Consider the following 21936-nt stretch of genomic DNA (forward strand, 5'->3'; position numbering starts at 1 on the left):
TAATACAAAAGAAAAGGGTAAATAACTTTACCCTTTGTAACTTTCTGTTCTATTTATTTACTGCGTCCTTAAGAGCCTTTCCTGCTTTGAATACAGGCGCTTTTGAAGCAGCAATTTTTATAACTTCTCCCGGTTTTCTCGGATTTCTTCCCTGTCTTGCTTTTCTCTCACGGACTTCAAAAGTTCCGAAACCTATAAGCTGAACCTTTTCGCCTTTTACTAAAGAGCTCTCTACACTTGAAACAAAAGCATTAACGGCTAATTCAGCATCCTTTTTCGTAAAACCAGTCTTCTCTGCCACTGCAGCTACTAATTCCGCTTTATTCATCAATAAATCCTCCTTAAAATTAATAACATATCACATTTTAGTATTCCAAATACTCATTCAGGCACACATAATAATTACCATTAATCTTTGCCTGTGTTCTATTGTCCCATCTTTCAATAGTTTTGTCAAGCCGTTTTGACGCAAAGAACTCTGTTTTTTGTTTAAATATCAACGTTTTTATGGATCTACCACAACCTGAGTTTATCGCATATGGAAACTAATTTTCTTCCCATTGAAATATTCATCATTTCTTCTCTGAGGATAGTTTTTGTCCTTAATACCATAAGTCCATAAACCACTACTCCAACCAATATGGCTACTAACGTAGACAACCCGTTGCTTGATGTTACTGCATACAGCCCTTTATATCCCAATACAACTATCACACCCATAACAACGGCGGATATCAAAGGTTTTAAAACAGTCAGACTCAAAGAGAATCTCACTCCGCTGTACTTCTTCACAGCTATGAGATCCAATATCATAGCTATCAAATAGGCTGCTGCAGAGCCTATTGCCGCACCTTTGACATTTACAGACGGAACTGCAGTCAGCGTCCACGTAACGATAAATTTTACGACTACTCCAATAAAAAGGTTTATAACAGGTAAATGTTGTTTTCCTATTCCCTGAAGAGCACCTGTCATAGTTGTTATTATAGCCAAAAATACGAAGCCTATCGAAAATATTTGCAAACATGGCGCTGCTCCCACAGCACTTGCCTTTTGTGATGAATAAAGCAATGTAAGAATAGGTTCTGAAAGAACAAACATTCCTATAGCCGCAGGAAAAGCTATAATGGTAGTCATTCTGAGCCCCAATGAGATGTGGCTATGAAGCTCCTTTTTATTGCCAACTCTGTTTGCGGCGGAAACCATCGGCACCAGACTCATTACTATAGCTGTCATAAATACCTGAGGGAACTGTGTTATAGGTGAAGCAAACCCAGTAAGCTGCCCATAAAGGCTCTCTGCGGCAACTTCATCCCATCCAGATGACAAAAGCCGTGTCTGTACTATTCCCGCATCTATAAGATTTACTATTGGCATTATAGCCGCACCTATGGTGATAGGAATTGCTATAACAGCAATCTTTTTCAAAATAGCTCTCGCAGACTCTCTCTCAGTCGTCCTGTCATTTCTTATCCTTCTTTTTATATTCTTTCTTGAAATCACATAGACAATCAACATTACAGCAAGACCTCCTATAGATCCTGCAGAGGCTCCGAAACATCCTCCCGCAGCGCCTCTCTGTTCAGGAGTGAACCCAAGCATTCCATACTCGCTACCCATAAGAATCCAAGCCAAAGCTAAACCGAAACATACTCTGAAAGTCTGTTCCGCTACTTCTGATATGGCTGTAGGAGCCATTTCCTGCATTCCTTGAAAGTATCCTCTGTAAGATGACATTATAGGAACAAGAAGCAGAGCTACAGAAGTTGCTCTCATAGACAGTGCTGATCCGGGAATATTTATAAGATCAGCTATCAGATCGCTGAAAAAGAACAGTATAAGAAATCCTATAATTCCCATTATCATCATCAGTGCTCTCGATAATCTGAATACACGTTCAGCTTCTCTGAACTGTCCGACTGCGTACCGTTCAGACACCATCTTCGAAATAGCCACAGGAAGCCCTGCCGTAGCAAATACCAACAGAAAACTGTATAATGAATAAGCCGGAGAATAATTGGCCATTCCCACAGAACCAATGAAGTTAGCTAATGGTATTCTGAAAACAGCGCCCAGTATCTTAACCACAATTCCCGCAACAGCCATAACTGCTGCGCCTCTTAATAACGATTTTTTAGTCATAATCAAAGCCTTTCAAGTATTCTTTCAGTTGCTTTTTCAACCTGAGATATGGTTTTCTCTATATCTATCGTACTGTATTCACCTTTTTCATACAATACTTTACCGTCTACTAATGTCATGATGACATCACTTCCTGAATTAGAATATACCAAATTGTTGATGAGATTGTGAACAGGATGCATATTAGGCCCGGAAATATCGACAACAATAAGATCTGCCTTGTTTCCAAGCTTCAAAGCTCCGCTGTCCATTCTTCCCTGAGCCCGGGCCCCTCCTAAAGTTGCAGCTTTCAAAGCATCTTCGGCAGTAACTGCGGTAGGATCATTTGATATTGTCTTACATCCTATTGCCATAGTCTTTATCTCTTCCATAAAATTCAGACTGTTATTACTGGCAACACTATCTGTTCCTATAGCAAGATTTATTCCCTTATCTATAACTTTCTGTACATTACATATGCCGCTGGCCAGTTTCATGTTACTTACAGGATTAGTGGCCACTGTAACACCTTTTTTTCTGAATATATCAAGATCATCATCATCTGAATAAACACAATGCGCGGCTACTGCAGGCACATTAAATATTCCCATCTTCTCAAGATACGCCGCTGGCGTCATACCATGACGTTTTATACATTCTTCATGCTCAATCTTAGTCTCAGATACATGCACCTGCATATTGACATTCTGCAAAGATCCGGCATAATCAGCCAGCGCCGCAGCAGTATCAGGGTTAGATGTATACTCAGCATGGAGACTCATATCCACCTTTATTCTTCCATCAGCAGCATTATTAAAATCCCTGAAAAAGCGTTTCATCTCTTCAAAGCTTTCAAGCTCATTTACACTAATACCTGCCGGATTAGCTATTGAACGAGATATATTATTTTTTGTCTGACTGTCCATCACAGCCTTCGCCATATCATCGCAGAAATAATACATATCGCTTGTAGAAACTATTCCGAATCTGAGGGATTCAGCCATAGCAAGCATTGTTCCCCAATATACGGCCTCTCCGTAAAGCTTATCTTCAAAAGGAAATATTTTCTTTGTCAACCAATCCTGCAAAATCATATTCTCCCCATACCCTCGCATAAGCGTCATTGGAGAATGTGCATGAGCATTAAAAAAGCCGCTCATAAGAAGTTTTCCTTTTCCATCCACCTCACGCCCGTGATATTCCTGCGGTGGCTCACTTCCAATATACGATATTCTATCTTCTGTTATTAACACATATCGGTTTTTTTCTATCTTTAATTTCTCATTCAATACAGTAATATTATTGAATAACATAACTGATATTCCTTTCCTGTTTACATAAGCGGCGCAACTAATCTTAAAGCCCGTCCCAATATTTTATAAAACAAATTATATTCTCTGCAGTTTTGAGGAGATATCCTTTCACATTTTTCTAATGTCACCTGAAAATCAGCCTCTATATCTCTTATCACCGGATTTCTCCAAATATATGCCGCACATTCAAAATGAAGATAAAGACTTCTGAAATCAAGATTTATCGTACCTACTACACCCTTCTCATCATCACTTGTAAAAACTTTAGCATGAACAAATCCCGGCGTATACTCATATATTTCCACACCCTCTGCAATCAATTCCATATAATGAGTCCTTGCAAGCCAGTATGCGTATTTTTTATCCGGTATATGAGGAAGAACTATCTTCACATCTACCCCTCTCTGGGCAGCAAATATTATAGCGTTTAACAATTCCTCATCAAGAATCAGATACGGTGTCATGATATGCACATAATCCTTTGCTGTATTCAATATATCCAGATAAACCTTCTCTCCCACCTCTTCGTTATCAAAAGGGCTGTCACCATAAGGAACTATATATCCCCCGTTTCTCATAGAAGGTTCCAAACGATCATTTCCCATATACATATATCGCCCGTAATTCTCACATTCAGTCTCTGTTATATTCCACATCTGCAGGAACATAAGAGTAAAATTATTGACCGCTTTGCCCTTCACCATAATAGCAGTATCTTTCCAGTGACCGAAACGCACTTTTTCATTTATATATTCATCTGCCAGATTTATCCCGCCTGTGAAGGCTGTATGACCATCTATTACCAATATTTTTCTATGATCTCTGTTATTCTGATGAGTAGTAAGAAACGGCATCATCGGCGAGAAAATCTTACATTTTATTCCCAGCGCTTCCATCCTTTTATTATAATTCTTGGGTAACAGCGATAACGTACAGGTACCGTCATACATAAATCTTACTTCTACACCTTCTCGAACTTTACGTGTTAAAATCTCTAAAACAGTGTTCCACATATGACCGCGCTCTACGATAAAATACTCAAGAAAAATAAAGTCTTTTGCTCTCTCCAGCTGATATATCATCTCTTTAAACTTATCCTCTCCCAAAGGAAAATATTTTACACTCGCATTGCCATATGCCGGATAATTCCCTTTATCATGTATATATCTCAGCAAGCCCGCTTCCGGCTTTGATGTCTCATACACTCTCTCCAACACCGCCGCATCAGGACTCAGAAAAACTTTCTCTTCCTCTATCAGCTCGCGTACACGTCTGGAAATAAATCTCGTGCCCGGCTGAAGTTTAGTATATATATAAAAAGCAACTCCCACTATTGGTACTACCAATATAAAAATTATCCACATCAGCTTAAAACTGCTATTCTGTTTTACATTCAAAATATACATTAATATCATAACAGCTAAAAAGCCTGACATATAGTTCAGCATCAACACTTGTCTGCCGAGTATAACGAACCCGCCAAAAAGTACCAATGCCTGTATGAAAAGCAACAATACCAACATTGTTGTCCGCCCGAATACGATTTTCCACAAGCCTCTCAATTTACGCATAAATTTCCTGATTTCTCCTATTTTTTATCTAAAACATATTCTCAAAAAAACACAGCTATTAAAATGTTACTTCATGAAACACTAAAAGTCAAAGACTTTCACATGTATATTTAACCAACTTTTACAAACAATATCCTTATAGAAAACATATTGGAGGAAATTAAATGAAAGCAACCGGAATAGTAAGAAGAATAGATGATCTGGGAAGAGTAGTCGTTCCAAAGGAAATAAGAAAAATACTCAGAATACGCGAAGGTGATCCTCTTGAGATCTACACCGGCACTACAGGAGAAGTGATTTTAAAGAAATATTCTCCCATCAGTGAACTGGGACAGATCGCGGAAGGCTTCGCAGAATCTGCTGCTTCTGTTTTAGGACTTCCTGTTTTGGTCTCTGATACAGATCGTTTTGTAGCCGTTTCAGGACTGAAGCAAAAGGACTATATAAACAAAGCTATCGATGAAGATCTGGACGATATAATACAGAAAAAAAGCAAATATGAAACCAATACAAAGGTAGTGATCCCGATACTGTCAAACGGTGATCCTATCGGATCGGTTACTATCCTTCCGCCTGAAGGCAAAGTTCTAAGTGATCTTGAGATAAAAACTGCCGAGCTTGGCGCAGGCTTTCTTGCAAAACAAATGGAGAACTGATATAAAAAACACATTCAGTTAAAAACGGGGCTTACGCAGTTTCAGATCTTACTGCGAAGCCCCGTTCGTACATTCTATAAAAAACTATTCTTCAAGATAAGATATATACGGAAGATTCCTGTATTTTTGATCATAATCCAGACCATATCCTACAATAAATCTATCATCTACTGTAAAACCTATGTAATCAACATCTATCTCAACTCGTCTCCCCTCGGGTTTATCCAGCAGTGTACATATTTTTACTGTCTTGGCATCACGGTTTTCAAAATATCCTTTTAAATAGTTAAGTGTAGTTCCCGAATCGACAATATCTTCTATTATTATCACATTCTTGCCTTCTATATCAGTGTCCAGATCCTTGTTGATCTTAACGATTCCCGATGATTTGGTTGATGATCCGTAACTGCTGACAGACATAAAATCTATAACCATATCCAAATCAACATTTTTCATTATATCTACCATCCACATGACAGCACCTCTCAGTATTCCTACCAAAACAATCTGCTGTCCGCAGAAATCTTTTTCTATCTCTCTCGCTATTTCTGCCGCTCTTTTACTGATCTGTTCCTGCGTTATCATAACATTCCCTACAGTATCATTTGACATCTGAATTATCTCCTTTATGTTTCTCCGCTTTGCCTTCGTTTACTTCATATTCTACATCATCAACAAATGTTTTTCCACGATATTTTTTTGACAGATCCTTTGATTTTCCTCCAAGCCAGTATTTATCAAGTTCACTTCTAAGATACCACAGTATGAATATCCAAAGAGCCAGATCGTCCACCCATGCTATGGGAAACAGTACGATAGGTATCAGATCTATAGGCAGAAATAAATATATTATCCCGAAAACTATCAAAGCTTTTTTTCTCTTTGGCACGGATTTATCAGCCATCATGAATTTAATAGCTTTTATCCTTTTAATAAGCACTCTGATTCCAAAATAATGCATCTGCCGCCTACTCCCCCAAAACACTTTCCAGCTCGTCAAGCAATTCCTGATATCCCGTCTTCTTAAGAGCTGATACCGGTATAACTTTATCTTCCGAGGACAACTTTAATGTCTGTCTTATAATCTTTATATGTTTCATTGTCTGATTTCTCGAAATCTTGTCAGCTTTAGTCGCAACGACCAATCCATCCAGTCCATAATATTTGAGATATTCATACATTTCCACATCCTGTTTCGACGGAGCATGTCTTATATCTACAAGCTGTACAACTTTTACAAGATTTTCTCTTCCCGCAAGATACATTTCCATCATATCTCCCCAGTTCTGCGAAACAGACTTAGAAACTTTAGCGTATCCATAGCCCGGAAGATCCACTATCCTGAATTCATCATTTATCAGATAAAAATTTATGGTTCTTGTCTTTCCCGGATTTCCGCTGACGCGAGCAAGATTGCGCCGTTTTGTCAGCAGGTTGAGCAGAGAGGATTTGCCTACGTTAGATCTACCGGCAAAGGCAATCTCTTTCAGATTGCCTTCCGGATACTGCTGCGGCTTGACTGCAATGGTTTCTATATCAGCCTTTTTTATTATCATCCTTTTTATCCTTTACGAGAACTTCTTTCAAAGCGTCATTAACATCTTTAAGAAGAACAAATTCCATATCATTTCTCACTACTTCAGGGATATCCTGAATATCAACATCATTATCCTTAGGGAGAAGTACTTTTCTTATGCCGGCTCGGTGCGCTGCCATAACTTTTTCTCTTATGCCTCCTACAGGAAGAACCTTTCCTCTGAGGGTTATCTCTCCTGTCATAGCCACATCTTTCCTTACCGGTATACCGGTCAATGTAGAAATAATAGCAGTACACATTGTCACACCTGCTGACGGACCATCTTTAGGAATAGCTCCCTCAGGGATATGAATATGCAAATCGTATTTTTTGTAAAAGTCCTCATCAATCCCCAGTTTCTTACACATGGATCTTATATAGCTGACACCTGCTTTGGCAGATTCCTGCATAACATCTCCCATCTGTCCTGTCAGCACAAGTTTCCCTGTTCCCGGAACAGCAGTGGTTTCGATAAAAAGAGTATCTCCGCCGACTATGGTCCATGCCAGTCCTGTAGTTACGCCGACTTCCTTTTCTCCCTTGATCATATCAAACCGATACTTTTTCTTACCCAGCATATCTTCAACTTTCTTGCCTGTTATACTGACTTTCTTCGTATCTCCAGAAACAACATTCTTAGCCACTTTCCTGCAAAGATTGCCTATCTCTCGCTCTAAATTTCTTACTCCTGATTCTCTGGTGTAATAATTTATAAGTGTCCTTATTCCCTTTTCCGTAAATGATATATTACTTCTTGTTAACCCATTTTCTTTCATCTGCTTAGGAACCAAATATTTCTCAGCAATATTGAGTTTGTCTTCTTCAGTATATCCGCTTACTTCTATGACTTCCATCCTGTCAAGAAGTGGCCTCGGTATAGTGCTGGTTGTATTAGCTGTTGTGACAAACATAACCTTCGACAAGTCAAAAGGCACTTCAAGATAATGATCTGTAAAATCTTTATTCTGCTCCGGATCCAATACTTCGAGCAAGGCTGATGCCGGATCACCTTTGTAGTCGGCTCCTATCTTGTCCACTTCATCAAAAAGAAAAACAGGATTCTTTGTTCCAACATCCTTTATTGAACTTATTATCCTTCCCGGTATCGCTCCTATATACGTCCTTCTATGACCTCTGATCTCAGCCTCATCTCTCACGCCTCCCAGAGACATCCTTACAAATTCTCTTCCTATAGATCTCGCAATACTTCTTGCGATAGAAGTCTTGCCTACTCCCGGAGGCCCAACCAGACAGAGAATAGGTCCTTTAAGACCATCCGAAAGCTGCATTACAGCCAGATATTCAAGTACTCGCTCTTTAACCTTATCCAGTCCGTAATGATCTTCATTCAGAATATCCTCTGCTTTTTTCAGATCTATATTATCCTTGCTTTCTTTGTTCCATGGAAGAGCAAGAATAGTCTCGATATAATTCCTGCTTACATTAGCCTCGGCAGATGACGACTGCATCTTTGAAAACCTGTTTATTTCTTTTGCAATCTTTTCCTTTGTCTTTTCCTCAAGCTCCAGTGCCTCAAGCTGCTCTGTGAAACCTGCCACCTCATCCTCTACATCCTCGGCAACGCCCAGTTCTTCCTGGATAGCTCTCATCTGTTCCCTCAGATAATACTCTCTCTGGTTCTTATTTATCTGAGATTTAACTTTACTTGAAATGTCCTGTTCTATATTAAGGATCTCGATTTCCTTTATCAAAATAGAGTTAAGCTTTTCAAGTCTTTCCTTAGGATCCAATGTCTCAAGCAACTGCTGTTTATCTTCCAGCTTTATCTCCAGATGGGATGCAATCATATCAGCCATCCTTCCCGGATCTTCGATAGTCACTACTGTGGCAAATATTTCAGGAGCCAAGTTTTTATTAATATTTATATATTCATCAAAATTGGAAAGAACCGTTCTCATTAAAGCTTCTGCCTCAGTATCCTCAGCAGAATATACCGGCTCTTCGATCTTTTTTATTTTACATTTAAAATAAGGATCCTCGAACATTACTTCCTCGATAGCTCCTCTGCATACGCCTTCCACCAAAACTCTTATAGAATCTCCGGGAAGTTTAAGCATCTGCTTTATTTTTCCAACAGTACCTATATGATAAAAATCTTCCGGTACAGGCAAATCAGTATTGTCATCTTTCTGTGACGCCAGAAAGATATGCTGATTTAGCACCATTGCCTTTTCAAGCGCATTTATGGATTTTTCTCTGCCTATATCAAAATGAAGCACCATATTAGGGAATATCGATAATCCCCTCAGCGGAATCATAGGCAGTTCCATGACACTATCGTCTAAAACATCGCTATCTATCTGCTCCGCATTTTTCTCCGCATTCAGATCAATATTTTCTTTATTATTCTCTTCCATACACAACCTCCGTTTTTAAACAAAGTCCTATTATGCTGTTTTTCATCGGACTATGCTGATATTCCCGTCTGAACGGGATAAACGAGAAATATCAGAACAATATTTCTCCGTTTAAAGAAGGCGACTTACAAAAGCCGCCCGTCATTTTTCTTTTACGCCGTTTCTGCTGTCGCTTCCTTTGCGTTAGCGTTTTTAGGCTCTGCTAATACAAGTTCAGGATCCTTTTCCGCTTCTACGGTTTCCCTAGTTATTATACATTTCTCGACATCATCTCTTGAAGGCAGTTCATACATTATGTTGTTCATTATTTTTTCCATAATGCCTCTCAGCCCTCTGGCTCCTGTCTTGCGCTCCAAAGCCTTTTCAGCGATAGCCTCTACAGCATCATCTCTGACTTCAAGATCGACATCATCCATTGCGAACAGTTTTTTGTACTGTTTTATTAAAGCATTTTTAGGTTCTGTTATTATCTCTATAAGAGCATCCTTCGACAATTCCTTAAGAGTTACAAGAACCGGGAGTCTTCCTATAAATTCAGGAATTAATCCATATTTCAACAGATCTTCCGGCTGAACGTGATTAAGAACATCTTTCTGCTGCATCTTATTGTTTTCGATACTGGAATTGAAACCGATAGTCTTTTCTCCTATCCTTCTCTGAACCACCTTGTCGAGTCCGTCAAATGCTCCTCCGCATATGAACAGCACATTAGTAGTATCAAACTGCAGAAAATCCTGATGCGGATGCTTTCTTCCTCCCTGTGGAGGTACATTAGCCACAGTTCCTTCCAGTATTTTCAAAAGAGCCTGCTGGACACCTTCTCCGCTCACATCTCTTGTAATGGACGGATTCTCCGACTTTCTCGAAATCTTATCTATTTCATCAACGTATATTATTCCACGCTGAGCTTTTTCTATGTCATAATCTGCGGCCTGAATCAGCTTTAAGAGTATATTCTCCACATCTTCACCCACATAACCGGCTTCTGTAAGAGCTGTTGCATCGGCAATGGCGAAAGGAACATTTAGTATTCTGGCAAGAGTCTGGGCAAGCAAGGTTTTGCCGGATCCCGTAGGCCCTACCATTATAATATTGCTTTTCTGTATTTCAACATCATCATCTCCATCCGGCACACAGTTTATTCTCTTGTAGTGATTGTACACCGCTACCGAAAGAGCCTTTTTCGCATCTTCCTGACCTATAACATATTCTGAAAGAATATCATATATTTCCTTAGGTTTTGGCAGTTTCTCAGGGCTACCTGTAATAGCGCTTTCTTCTCCGGAAACTCTGCTCTCTTCCGCAGCCAATATATCCTGGCACAAATCTATACACTCATTACAGATATATACCCCTGATCCGCTTATTAATCTCTTTACCTGACTTTGAGGTTTTCCGCAGAAAGAACACCTCAATTCATTGTTTTCATCATATTTACTCATAAATGTACACCCCCGTCTATCTGTCCTTTATCACCCTATCGATAAGGCCATACCTCATCGCTTCTTCTGCCGACATGAAATTATCTCTGTCTGTATCTCTGGCAATAATGTTTAAGGGCTGTCCGGTATTTTCACTTAATATACTGTTCAGTTTTTCTCTTGTCTTCAATATCCACTCGGCATGGATTTTGATATCTTCAGCCTGCCCCTGCACTCCTCCGAGAGGCTGATGTATCATTATTTCTGCATTAGGCAATGCAAAACGTTTTCCTTTTTCTCCTGCTGAAAGCAGGAAAGCCCCCATACTTGCGGCCATACCCACACATATAGTTGATACCTGCGGCTTAACATACTGCATGGTATCATATATAGCCATTCCGGCGGTTACAGAACCGCCGGGGCTGTTTATATATATATTTATATCCTTATCCGGATCTTCCGCTTCCAAAAACAACAGCTGAGCAACCACCAGACTGGCTACATGCTCGTCTATGGCTTCGCCTAAAAATATTATCCTATCTTTCAAAAGCCTCGAATAAATATCATAAGACCTTTCTCCTCTGCTGGTTTGTTCAATAACATATGGTACTAATGCCATAATCCGGACCTCCTTATATTCTGTTTATTTTTTTACAGCACTGTCATACATAAGATCGACAGCCTTTCTTACCTTAATATCGCCTGCTATCATGCCAAGATTCTGCACACCCAATGTTTCTTTCATCTTATCTGCTTCGAATCCATACTGTTTAGCGATATTCTCAAGTTCCTGATCGATTTCTTCGTCTGTAACCTCAAATTTTTCCTGATCAGCCACTGCTGTTACGATCATTCTTGTTTTAACTTTCTTATGTGCCTCTTCCTTCAGCTCATCTCTAAAATCTTTAGGCTCTTTGCCAAGATACTGCATATAAGTGTTAAGATCTAATCCCTGACTTCTCAGCTGCTGGTCAAACTCTGACATCATATTGTCGATCTCACTTTCCACCATAACATCCGGAACATCTATATCATTAGCTTCAAACACCTTGGCCAAGACACTGTTTTTCATAGCATTCTCAGCCCTTGCCGCCTTAGTCTTAGCAAGTTCTTCCTTTATGTCAGCCTTAAATTCATCCAATGTATCAAATTCACTTATATCCTTTACAAATTCATCATTGATTTCAGGAATCTCTTCTTCTTTTACTTCATGTACTTTACACTTGAATACAGCTTCTTTGCCGGCCAGATCCTCTGCATGGTATTCTTCAGGGAAAGTAACTTTCACATCTTTGTCCTCGCCTGTGCTTACACCAACCAGCTGCTCTTCAAACCCCGGAATGAACGTACCCGAACCTAATTTAAGAGGCTGTCTTTCTGCAGTGCCGCCTTCAAACTGATTATCTCCAACCCAGCCTTCATAATCGATGAGAACAGTATCGCCTTCCTTTGCAGGTCTGTCGACAGTCACCATCCTTGCGTTCCTCTTAGCTCTGGCTTTAAGCTCGTTATCTATATCCTCATCTGTAACTTCAGAACTTATAGTTTCTATCTCCACACCTTTGTAATCCTTTACTTCTATTTCAGGATAGCATGCAACAGTAATAGTTACTGTAAAGCCTTCACCTTTTTTGATCTGGCTGAATTCTGCTCTCGGACTGTCTATAACATCCAAAGACAATTCCTCTAATGCAGCAGGATAGTTCATCGAGAAAAGATCATTGATGGCATCTTCAAAGAACACACCCTCCCCATATTTCTTTTCTATAATGCTTCTTGGGGCTTTGCCTTTTCTGAAGCCATCGATATTGAATTTATCTTTCTGAGCTTTATAGACTTTTATTATGGCATTTTCAAATTCCTCTGCCGTAAAGTCCATAGTGAATTTTGCCTCATTGTTCTCTTTTGAAATTAATGTTGCTTTCATGAATATATATCCTCCTCGATTATAAACACATAGTTCATATTATTATACATCTGCTCGCTTGAAAAGTAAAGACAATTGCAATTCAAACTTTATCTTTTCAGTATTATATCACGGTTCTCCTTCATTTCAGACAATTATATCACAGTCGTTTTTCAAAATTACCGCTGACATGCGTTCCCTCAAAAAATATAAGAAAAGCATTCCTGTCACTTTTTCTGACGACGTTCTTTATCTGATTTTTTTCATATTTGCTTATAACAACTGCCATAATATAAGTCTCCTCTCCTGTATATGCCCCAGATCCTCGCCAGATCGTTATTCCTCTGTGCATTTTTGACATTATTTCTTGCTGTATCTCATCATTCTTTTCCTTTGAAAATATGAGACAAGTTACATTTATATTCTGAACATGTGTCTTATCGACTGCCAAAGTAAAGCAGGCTGTGTATATTACAGAATATATAGCCGTGGGTACATCAAACAGTACTGCGCAAATCAGATATAATCCGGCATTTACCATAATCCCCAGCTTTCCCACAGAAAAATTTTCATATTTCTTGGTAAAATAAACACCAAGAATATCAAGACCTCCTCCGCAGCCTGATGCACGAAGGGTAAATCCCATTGCAGCTCCTCCCAAGAGGCCTCCTATCAGGCAGTTGGCAAGTACATCTTCAAGTATAGGTTCCGAAGGTATATGTATTACCGTCATAAAAGCCATCTGACAAATAACCGACAGCAATGTCTTAAAAAAGAAATTCTTTGATATTGTTCTAAAGGCTATAAAAAACAATGGTATATTGATAATAAAGTTTATTATACCGGCTATGTCAACACTGTGAGGAATACAGCTACCCGCCGCATCATCTATGAGACTTCTCAATATTTGGGCTATGCCCAATACCCCTGAGCTGTAAAGACCAAGAGGCACTATAAACAGATTGATACTCAAAGCAAAAATAAAAGCACATATACAGATAGTTCCATATTTACCAAACTCTTTTCTAATTATATCTTTCTCTATTTTCTTTCCCATACTCTCGCCTCCCAGACCTTAAATACTTTTATATCCACCCTTACATTATTTTATATTATGAATACCCGGAGGCTTCAATATCATTAAAAAGAAAAAACTCGACAGGCTATATTGATATTTTCTACATATTAAAAAACATTTTGAGATAAGGAAAAGAAAGATATATCCTGGTAAAAAAGTAAAGTCTGCCGTAAAGAACCATATTATTTTCGGCATCAAAAATTTCTCCTATCCGTTCTATTCTGTAACGTATCGTATTTTTATGCTGGCAGAGGATATTTGACGCCTGTTCCACATTTCCTCCACATCTGGCCAATGTCAAAACCGTTTCCAAAAGAGGAATATGTTTTGCCGCCGGAGACAACAACGCTGTCTCTGTTTTTTTGCACCATCTTTGCACAGAACCTTCATTTGCGGCCGCAAACATACTGTAATCACTGTCGGACTCATCAAAACATAGAAATGGTTTGTCATTTATTATACAATTCACATTAGCAAAAATAGAATTTCTTACTGCAAAAGAAAATTCCCGTTCGGAGTATCCGCATCCCACTCCTATCCTTGTATGTTTAAAATTATTATCAGCGAGAAAACGTTTCAGCAAAGCTCTTTCATATTCTTCTATTTTCACATTCTCATCGGAATCAAAGGATATTATAATCAATATTCCTCTTTTATATATAAGACGTGAATATACTGTATGAAGACCCTCTCTCTTTATATTCTCAAGCAAATTACGATTATTATGTATATATTCATACAGCGAATTTATCCTGCCGGAACATTTCTTATCGTCATCTGATACATACACAGAAATAAAAGCCTTTCTGTAAAAGTAGGGATTTATCTGGCCTATAAGCGGTCTCAGTTCGTCAGCAGACATTTTAGGCCGATTAAAAATATCATCCAGCACAGATTCATAATTTGCCGATTCACTGTCGATCTCAAGCTGTTTCTTCACTTCATGGATCATATCATCTATATAAACATCACTAAAAAAGAATATCGGAACATGCTTTTCCTCAGCAAACTCCTCTATTTCTTTTGAAATTTCTTTATAATAAATATCTTTTATTAAAATAGCTGAACTATTATTTATTATAAGCGCCTTTAAATAATTCTCCGCTTTCTGCCTGTCATCCTTTGCCTTGAGCAAAGTCGTAATGACTATTTCTCCCGCATTGAAATATTGAGGTATCTGCTCAGAATCTTCCCAATCCAGAAAACCTATATAAAGTACATTATTACTCAGCCCACTTTTACCCGCAGCAAGCCTTACAGTGGAAAAAAGCGGCGACAGCATCAAATCCGAAACAGTTAACATAAGAATATCCTCCTATATTATTTATTATACCATTCTCTCGATATTTTTAAAAACTATTTGCTTTTTATATTTGTACAAAGTCCAAATGTAAGATTGCAAATTATAGAGTTTAAACAATAGAAATATTCTGAAAACTATATATAATAAAAACTATACTTTATAACTGAATTCCAGGAGGTAACTGAAAATGAGTTTTAAATTTGATGTAGAAGAAGTACGCAGGCAATTTCCGGCATGCAGCCTCGAAATTGACGGAATCCCTATCGCATATCTGGACGGCCCCGGAGGTACCCAAGTTCCCCATCAGGTATTAAATGCAATCACAGGATATTTAATAAACGATAATGCTAATGAAGACGGTAACTTTAAAGCAGGGCTTCAAGCAAGAAATATTGAAGCATCCGCAAGAGAAGCTGCAGCCGATTTTCTGGGATGTGAACCAGAAGAAATCGGATTTAACTGTTCTTCAACGCAAAACTGCTACAATCTGGCCATTAACCTTTCAAAAGAGTTTAAACCAGGCGATGAACTTATAATCACTGAGATAGACCACAGATGCAACAGTGCTCCGTGGAAATCTTTAGAAAGGTTAGGCTGTATCGTGAAAACAGTCCGCCTCGATACTGATACACAACAACTGGATTTCCAAGACTTTGAATCCAAACTTTCAGAAAAAACTAAAGTTGTTGCCATAAATTGGGCTTCAAATGCTCTTGGAACCATCACAGATGTAAAAAAATTTATCGATGCTGCTCACCGTTATGGCGCAATAACTGTCGTAGATGCAGTACATTATGCAGCTCATCTTCCGATAGATGTAAAAGACATAGATACAGATGCCCTTCTCTGCTCACCGTATAAATGGTTTGGCCCTCACATGGGAGTCATCTATCTAAAAAAAGAAATCATCGCAAGACTTGATTTTAACAATGCAAAAGCAGATGACATCAAAGAAGGAGCAAGAAAATTCCATATGGGAACGCCTCAATATGAACAGCTTTGCGGTATCCGGGAGGCCGTCAATTTCATCGCTTCTCTGGGTGAAAAATATGCCGATGAATTCATCGATGAATTACGAGGCCTTGACGGCCGGCGCAAGAATATAGTTGCAGGTATGCTTGCTATAGACACCTATGAAGCTCCTCTTGCTGAAAAACTTAGAAAAGGCCTCCGCCGAATCGAAGGGGTAAATGTTTACGGACCTGCAGAAGGCGAACCGAGAACTCCGACAGTGGTATTCACAATGGATAAATACAATCCTGATTTTGTTACAAGAATATTCGGATCAAAAGCCATAAACTCATGGAACGGTGATTTTTACGCAGTAGAAGCTATCGAAGCTATGGGACTTTCTGAAAGCGGAGGAGTCATCAGACTCGGACTTGCACCTTACTGCACTGAAGCGGACATAGACAGAGTGTTAAGTACCGTAAACTCAATTGCAGCAGGAGAATACAATTCCTTTGGAGAATAAAAATGACTATACAGACAAATTGTATCAACAAAACTCAATATCCTATGGTGACAGTAAATCTAAAAAAGCTATACCATAATGCAAAAATAACAGTAGACAATTGCAAAAAATCTTCAATCAAAATCGCAGGAATAATCAAAGGCTGCAACGGTATTGCCGAAGTAGGCCGAACTATGCTTGATGCCGGCTGCATACAGCTGGGCACATCCAGAATTGATCAGATAATAGATCTGAAGAATTCAGGCATGACTGATACAGAATTCCTTCTTGTGAGGATACCTATGATATCAGAAGCAGAAGAGGTGGCCATGTACGCAGATCTCAGTCTTGAAAGCGAAATATCTGTGATAAAAGCCATAAATAAAGCCTGTAGTAAATTCAAAAAACGACATGGGGTAATCCTGATGGCAGATCTCGGAGATCTAAGAGAAGGTTTTTGGAATAAACACGAATTGACGAAAGCCGCAATCTATATCGAAAACGAGCTGGAAAACATTGACCTTAAAGGAGTCGGTACAAATCTGGGATGTTACGGATCTATTAAACCCAATACAAAAAAAATGGAAGAACTTTCAGATATCGCTCAAATAGTAGAATCCAAAATCGGAAGAAAACTGGAGATCATTTCAGGAGGAGCCACAAGTTCCTATCCTCTCGTATTAAACGGTACAATGCCCTGCCGTATCAATCATTTGAGGATCGGAGAAGGGATACTTCTATCTTACGATCTCAAGGAAATATGGGGACTTGATATGAATTCTATGTACCAAGACGTCTTTACTCTGAAAGCAGAAGTCATAGAGGTAAAAGAAAAGCCAACACATCCAGTAGGGGAAATTTTTATCGACTGTTTTGGCAGAAAACCTCAATACGAAGATCTGGGCGTACGGAAGAGAGCTCTCGTTGCGATGGGAAAACTTGATTTTGCCCTTGACGATAAAATATTCCCAAGGACTTGCGGCGTACGTGTGATCGGAAGCAGCAGCGATCACTGTATTGTAGATATTGAAGACTGCTCCGAAAATATAGCAGTAGGCGATATCCTTGAATTCGACCTCAGTTATCCGTCTCTCATGTATCTTACAGGTAATCGATATGTAAACATCCGAACAATCTAATGATTTTATAAGGAGAGGAAAAATGAAAGCACTAATTATGTTGTTTAAACTGTCGCCTATCTTCGTCCTCTGTGGGCTGGTCATGTCAGGATTTGACATGCTGATGGCTGCTCCGATGGCATTCCTATACGCTGTCATAGTATGCAAGATAACTACTAAACGCAAAGTCATGGATGTCATGGACAGTGCGATGGTCAATGTCAAAAATGCGATTATGGTATTTTTTATCTTTATGCTGGCCTATGGAGTAGCAGCTTTCTTCATGACCACAGGCGTAGGGGCAAGTGTTATAATGGCTGCTTTAAAAATAGGAATCAGTGGAAGTAATGTTGCTGTGATAGCATTTATAGTAACATGTATATTATCTGTAGGAACCGGTACATCATGGGGAACATATGCAGCCACTATACCGATTTTCATGTGGATGAGCCACATTGTAGGCGGAGATCCTGTACTTACTATGTGCGCATGTGCAGGAGGTGCAGCTTTTGGCGACAATGTAGCTCTTATTTCAGACACTACTATTATGACATGTGCTATACAAGAAGTCCAAGTCGTTGACAGATTCCGAAAGCAGCTTGCTTGGTCTTTAGGCTGTGTAGCTATATCTTCGATATGCTTTTATGTTACTGGTTTGGTGATGAAGCTTCCTTCTGAAACTGCAAACGCATCCCAAGCTATATCAAACATACCTCAGAATGCTTGGACAGCCCTGGAAGAAGAAAGACCTGCTGCAGTGGATCTGCTCAATCAGGTTCAGGACGGAAATATACCTCTGTGGATGATGATACCTATCGCCATAATAATTCTCCTTGCAGTGCTGCGGCTTCCGACTCTTACTTGCTTAGCTGCCGGTATTGTAAGCGCCACGGTAATGGGTGCCTTTATAGGAACTATAACATCCTTCGGCGATTTCATGCAGCAGATATATGATTCCTTTGCTGATGCAGGCAGCTGGATAGTTATCATGGTAATGTGGGTCATAGCCTTCGGAGGAGTCATGAGAGAAATGGATGCTTTCAGGCCATTGGCATTATTCTGCCTCAAAGCCTCCAAAAAAGTCCGCCACTTGATGTTCTGGAACGCAGTTTTATGTATCATAGGTAATATGCTTTTGTCTGACGATCAAGCGCAGATGGCTACGATGGGACCTGTTATAAAAGAAGTGGTAGACGATAATGTAGAAGGAAATGAAAAAGACCTGTATGAGCTCCGATGCAGAAACGCCATGTATGGCGATGCCATAGGAGTTCTGGCAGGCGAACTTATACCTTGGCATGTGTGTAATATTTATTACGTCGGTCTTTGCGCAGCAGTTTATCCTCTGGCTTCGTTTACTGCAATGGATCTATTGAGCCTGAACTTCTTTGCATGGATTTCAATAGGCTCCCTTCTCATCCTCACATTGACAGGATGGGACCGCTTTATCCCTAAATTTGCTATCCCGGCAGAACCACAGGTACATCTCAAGAAAAATCTTTCAGCAGCTAATATCCCCAATAACAGTCAGCCTGCTGATAAAATATGAAGCATACAATACTGTTGAAATCATCTTAAACATCAATTACAATAAATTATACAATACATAAAACTCATAAATTCTCCTATATATGCTTTAATAAGCATATATAGGAGACAATTTACTATCGCAATCATAAGGATGTGAAACATAAATGTCGAATATAATACAAACCACTACACAGCTAGCCATGTATATCACATCAGGTTATATAGAAGAAGGAGATATTTTAGTGGATGCCACGTGCGGAAACGGATATGATACTCTTAATCTGGCAAAAAAATGCCCCGCAAAACTTTATGCCTTCGATATCATGGATCAGGCAATATTAAACACCCGTCAGCTGCTTATGGCAAACGGATATCAAAGTCGCCTGGATGACGGTTCCATTCAGCTTATCTGTGATTCACATGAAAATATAGATTTCTATATAAATCAACCTGTAAAAGCTTTCACATTTAACTTAGGATATCTTCCCGGCGGAAACAAGAACATTGCAACATCAAATAGCTCAACTGTAATTGCTGTAAAAAAAGCCTTAAATCTACTGGATACAAACGGCCTTATATGTATAACAATGTACAGCGGTCATGATGAAGGAAAGGACGAAAAAGAAACTCTTCTTAATATATCAGCTTCTCTTGACAGCAAAAAATACCATGCGGCATATATTAACATGATAAATCAGAAAAACAATCCTCCTGAAATACTTCTCATAACAAAAAAACGATAATTTACTATTTTGCATAATGTATACTTAAATAGAAAAAGGACATATTAAAATATGTCCTTTTATATTATTATACATTTGCTTTTATTATCGCTATTCCTCTTGAATATTTACTTCTCTCTTCCTTCTCAAGGTTGTACTTTTCACAGAGCGATTTTCCGAGAGCTTCAAGCTCCTTTGTTTCCCCGGAAAAAAGCTCTATCTCGACTTCAGAAATAGGTTCTTTGCCATAAGGCGTTACGATCTCGCCCTGATCTATGGATAATTCAAATATGCCTTTTTGAGTATCTATTCTGAAACGTCTTCTTTTAAATCTCGTCTCAAGCAAACTTTCCAAAGGCTTGTCTCCTATAAGCTTCATAAGCACCGTTCCCATTTCGCTTTCTTTGAAAACTTTAGGATCAGGAATATCATCATCTACAGGAACATTGATCTCCTCTCTTTTATGAAGAGCGCCTTCATTATATCCCTTCCACTTCAATGATGCTATCCATTTGCTGCCTTCTTTTCTGACTCTGTATACCAAGTCATGTTTCGCCAAATCACAATCAGATGTGTCAAAATACTTAGCGATAAAACATATCTCTTCTCTGGAATTCATTTCCTCAAAGTTGAAGAATAATTTATCTTTCCAAATATCATCCGCCACCTTCGGTGTCGGTATACTGTACTTTAATTCTATCTCCATGTATTACCTTCTCGATTCTTATTAATATATGTTTTGTCTATTCTATGAAAAGTTGACCTTATGATAATATCACTTAATATTCTTTAAAGCAAGTAAATAATTTTTTAACAAAAAGTTGAAAATCTACATAACTCTCAATTGAAAGTTATGGATGTTCCTGTTTTACCGTCCAGAGCTTCTACAGCTTTGTCAAGAGATGTAATTATAGCCCTTTTGTTAGGATAAGTTCTAACAAATTTCATGGCTGCCTCCACTTTAGGAAGCATACTTCCTGCCGGAAACTGGCCTTCCTGCACATATCGCGCAGCCTCAGCAAGAGTCATCCGGGACAAGTCCTGTTGATTTGGCTTTTTGAAATTAATAGATACTTTCTCTACTTCTGTGAGTATCATCAATATATCAGCATCAACTTTTTCCGCTAAAAGCTCTGCCGCAAAATCCTTATCTATGACTGCTGCTACACCTTCAAGTGTTCCATCCGGATTTTCTATCACAGGAATCCCCCCGCCTCCGCATGTTATAACTATAGAATGATCCCATAACTGCTTCACAGCCTCTATCTCAACGATCCTCTGAGGAAGCGGTGAGGCCACAACTCTTCTGTAGCCTCTCCCTGAATCCTCTTTCATAATATAACCTCTTTCCTGCTCAAGCACCTTGGCCTCTTCCTGTGTATAAAACGGACCTATAGGCTTTGTAGGATTACTGAAAGCAGGATCCTTGGCATCCACTATCATCTGCGTAGCCACTGTCACAACAGGAATGTTTCTGTTGCTTTTATTAAGGGCATATTTGAGACACTGTTGTATGTGATAGCCTATATATCCCTGAGACATAGCTCCGCAGACATCAAATGGCATCGCAGGCGTTACCTGGTCAGCAGCTTCTGATGCCATCACTATACGGCCTACCTGAGGCCCATTACCGTGAACCACCGCTATTTCGTACCCCATAGCGCTTATGGCAGCAATATGCTCACAAGTTTTTCTTACGACTTCAAGCTGAGATTGCGCCGTAGCCGGGCCATTCCCCGACTGCAAAGCATTACCGCCTAAAGCCACCACGATTTTCTCTGTACTCATAT

The 21936-nt window shown here is 39.2% G+C and carries 20 protein-coding genes; 5 read left to right on the forward strand and 15 right to left on the reverse strand.

Annotation, left to right across the window (positions count from 1 at the left end; translation table 11 throughout):
- Positions 1 to 49 precede the first annotated feature (49 nt).
- The 4 genes from H8692_RS10030 to cls all read right to left on the reverse strand — a co-directional run bounded on the left by H8692_RS10030 (position 50) and on the right by cls (position 5005).
- On the reverse strand, positions 50 to 328 hold the full coding sequence (locus tag H8692_RS10030; protein WP_177270710.1) for an HU family DNA-binding protein: 279 nt from the start codon (positions 326 to 328) through the stop codon (positions 50 to 52).
- Between the two features lie 185 nt (positions 329 to 513).
- On the reverse strand, positions 514 to 2142 hold the full coding sequence (locus H8692_RS10035; RefSeq protein ID WP_177270709.1) for a putative polysaccharide biosynthesis protein: 1629 nt from the start codon (positions 2140 to 2142) through the stop codon (positions 514 to 516).
- A gap of 2 nt (positions 2143 to 2144) precedes the next feature.
- Entirely contained in the window at positions 2145 to 3434 is a 1290-nt protein-coding gene (locus tag H8692_RS10040; RefSeq protein WP_177270708.1) for an amidohydrolase, read from the reverse strand.
- A 20-nt stretch (positions 3435 to 3454) separates the two neighbouring features.
- Entirely contained in the window at positions 3455 to 5005 is a 1551-nt protein-coding gene (gene cls / locus H8692_RS10045; RefSeq protein WP_177270707.1) for a cardiolipin synthase, read from the reverse strand.
- Between the two features lie 164 nt (positions 5006 to 5169).
- On the opposite strand from cls, the gene H8692_RS10050 reads away from it, so the two are divergent.
- Positions 5170 to 5661 carry a stage V sporulation T C-terminal domain-containing protein gene (locus H8692_RS10050; protein ID WP_177270706.1) on the forward strand — a complete coding sequence of 164 codons (492 nt, stop codon included), beginning with the start codon at positions 5170 to 5172 and terminating at the stop codon, positions 5659 to 5661.
- 84 nt (positions 5662 to 5745) lie between these two features.
- Here H8692_RS10050 and hpt read toward each other — a convergent pair whose 3' ends face one another.
- From hpt to H8692_RS10095, 9 genes are all read right to left on the reverse strand, one after another.
- Positions 5746 to 6273, reverse strand: a complete 528-nt coding sequence (gene hpt / locus H8692_RS10055) for a hypoxanthine phosphoribosyltransferase (RefSeq protein ID WP_177270705.1) — start codon at positions 6271 to 6273, stop codon at positions 5746 to 5748.
- The gene (locus H8692_RS10060; protein ID WP_177270704.1) at positions 6263 to 6622 is read right to left on the reverse strand and encodes a YkvA family protein; all 360 of its coding nucleotides are present in this window, start codon (positions 6620 to 6622) and stop codon (positions 6263 to 6265) included. The genes hpt and H8692_RS10060 overlap by 11 nt, the downstream gene beginning before the upstream one ends.
- A gap of 7 nt (positions 6623 to 6629) precedes the next feature.
- Entirely contained in the window at positions 6630 to 7217 is a 588-nt protein-coding gene (yihA, locus tag H8692_RS10065) for a ribosome biogenesis GTP-binding protein YihA/YsxC (RefSeq protein ID WP_177270703.1), read from the reverse strand.
- The gene (lon, locus tag H8692_RS10070; RefSeq protein ID WP_187525669.1) at positions 7198 to 9528 is read right to left on the reverse strand and encodes an endopeptidase La; all 2331 of its coding nucleotides are present in this window, start codon (positions 9526 to 9528) and stop codon (positions 7198 to 7200) included. The genes yihA and lon overlap by 20 nt, the downstream gene beginning before the upstream one ends.
- A 239-nt stretch (positions 9529 to 9767) precedes the next feature.
- The gene (gene clpX / locus H8692_RS10075; protein WP_177270702.1) at positions 9768 to 11057 is read right to left on the reverse strand and encodes an ATP-dependent protease ATP-binding subunit ClpX; all 1290 of its coding nucleotides are present in this window, start codon (positions 11055 to 11057) and stop codon (positions 9768 to 9770) included.
- Positions 11058 to 11073: 16 nt separating this feature from the next.
- Complete coding sequence (gene clpP / locus H8692_RS10080) at positions 11074 to 11655, reverse strand: ATP-dependent Clp endopeptidase proteolytic subunit ClpP (protein WP_187525625.1); 582 nt, start codon at positions 11653 to 11655, stop codon at positions 11074 to 11076.
- Between the two features lie 24 nt (positions 11656 to 11679).
- On the reverse strand, positions 11680 to 12963 hold the full coding sequence (tig, locus tag H8692_RS10085) for a trigger factor (protein ID WP_177267783.1): 1284 nt from the start codon (positions 12961 to 12963) through the stop codon (positions 11680 to 11682).
- A gap of 139 nt (positions 12964 to 13102) precedes the next feature.
- Complete coding sequence (locus tag H8692_RS10090) at positions 13103 to 13999, reverse strand: YitT family protein (protein WP_187525626.1); 897 nt, start codon at positions 13997 to 13999, stop codon at positions 13103 to 13105.
- 121 nt (positions 14000 to 14120) lie between these two features.
- Positions 14121 to 15323 (reverse strand): PucR family transcriptional regulator, encoded by a 1203-nt coding sequence (locus tag H8692_RS10095; protein ID WP_177267781.1) that lies wholly within the window; start codon positions 15321 to 15323, stop codon positions 14121 to 14123.
- Positions 15324 to 15510: 187 nt separating this feature from the next.
- Here H8692_RS10095 and H8692_RS10100 point away from each other — a divergent pair, with 187 nt between their 5' ends.
- From H8692_RS10100 to mnmM, 4 genes are all read left to right on the forward strand, one after another.
- Positions 15511 to 16797, forward strand: a complete 1287-nt coding sequence (locus H8692_RS10100) for a cysteine desulfurase-like protein (protein WP_177267780.1) — start codon at positions 15511 to 15513, stop codon at positions 16795 to 16797.
- Between the two features lie 2 nt (positions 16798 to 16799).
- Positions 16800 to 17915 (forward strand): alanine racemase, encoded by a 1116-nt coding sequence (locus H8692_RS10105; RefSeq protein WP_187525627.1) that lies wholly within the window; start codon positions 16800 to 16802, stop codon positions 17913 to 17915.
- A gap of 22 nt (positions 17916 to 17937) precedes the next feature.
- Positions 17938 to 19443: a Na+/H+ antiporter NhaC family protein gene (locus H8692_RS10110; RefSeq protein WP_177267779.1), complete on the forward strand. Its 1506-nt coding sequence runs from the start codon at positions 17938 to 17940 to the stop codon at positions 19441 to 19443.
- A gap of 145 nt (positions 19444 to 19588) precedes the next feature.
- On the forward strand, positions 19589 to 20167 hold the full coding sequence (gene mnmM, locus H8692_RS10115; protein WP_177267778.1) for a tRNA 5-(aminomethyl)-2-thiouridylate-methyltransferase MnmM: 579 nt from the start codon (positions 19589 to 19591) through the stop codon (positions 20165 to 20167).
- A 67-nt stretch (positions 20168 to 20234) separates the two neighbouring features.
- On the opposite strand, the gene H8692_RS10120 is transcribed toward mnmM, so the two are convergent.
- Both H8692_RS10120 and arcC read right to left on the reverse strand, forming a co-directional pair.
- A complete protein-coding gene (locus tag H8692_RS10120) occupies positions 20235 to 20852 on the reverse strand; it encodes a CYTH domain-containing protein (protein WP_177267777.1) in 618 nt (205 codons plus the stop codon).
- 134 nt (positions 20853 to 20986) lie between these two features.
- Positions 20987 to 21934: a carbamate kinase gene (arcC, locus tag H8692_RS10125; RefSeq protein WP_177267776.1), complete on the reverse strand. Its 948-nt coding sequence runs from the start codon at positions 21932 to 21934 to the stop codon at positions 20987 to 20989.
- Positions 21935 to 21936 lie beyond the last annotated feature (2 nt).

The sequence above is a fragment of the Lentihominibacter hominis genome, assembly GCF_014385065.1.
Lineage (GTDB): Bacteria > Bacillota > Clostridia > Peptostreptococcales > Anaerovoracaceae > Lentihominibacter > Lentihominibacter hominis.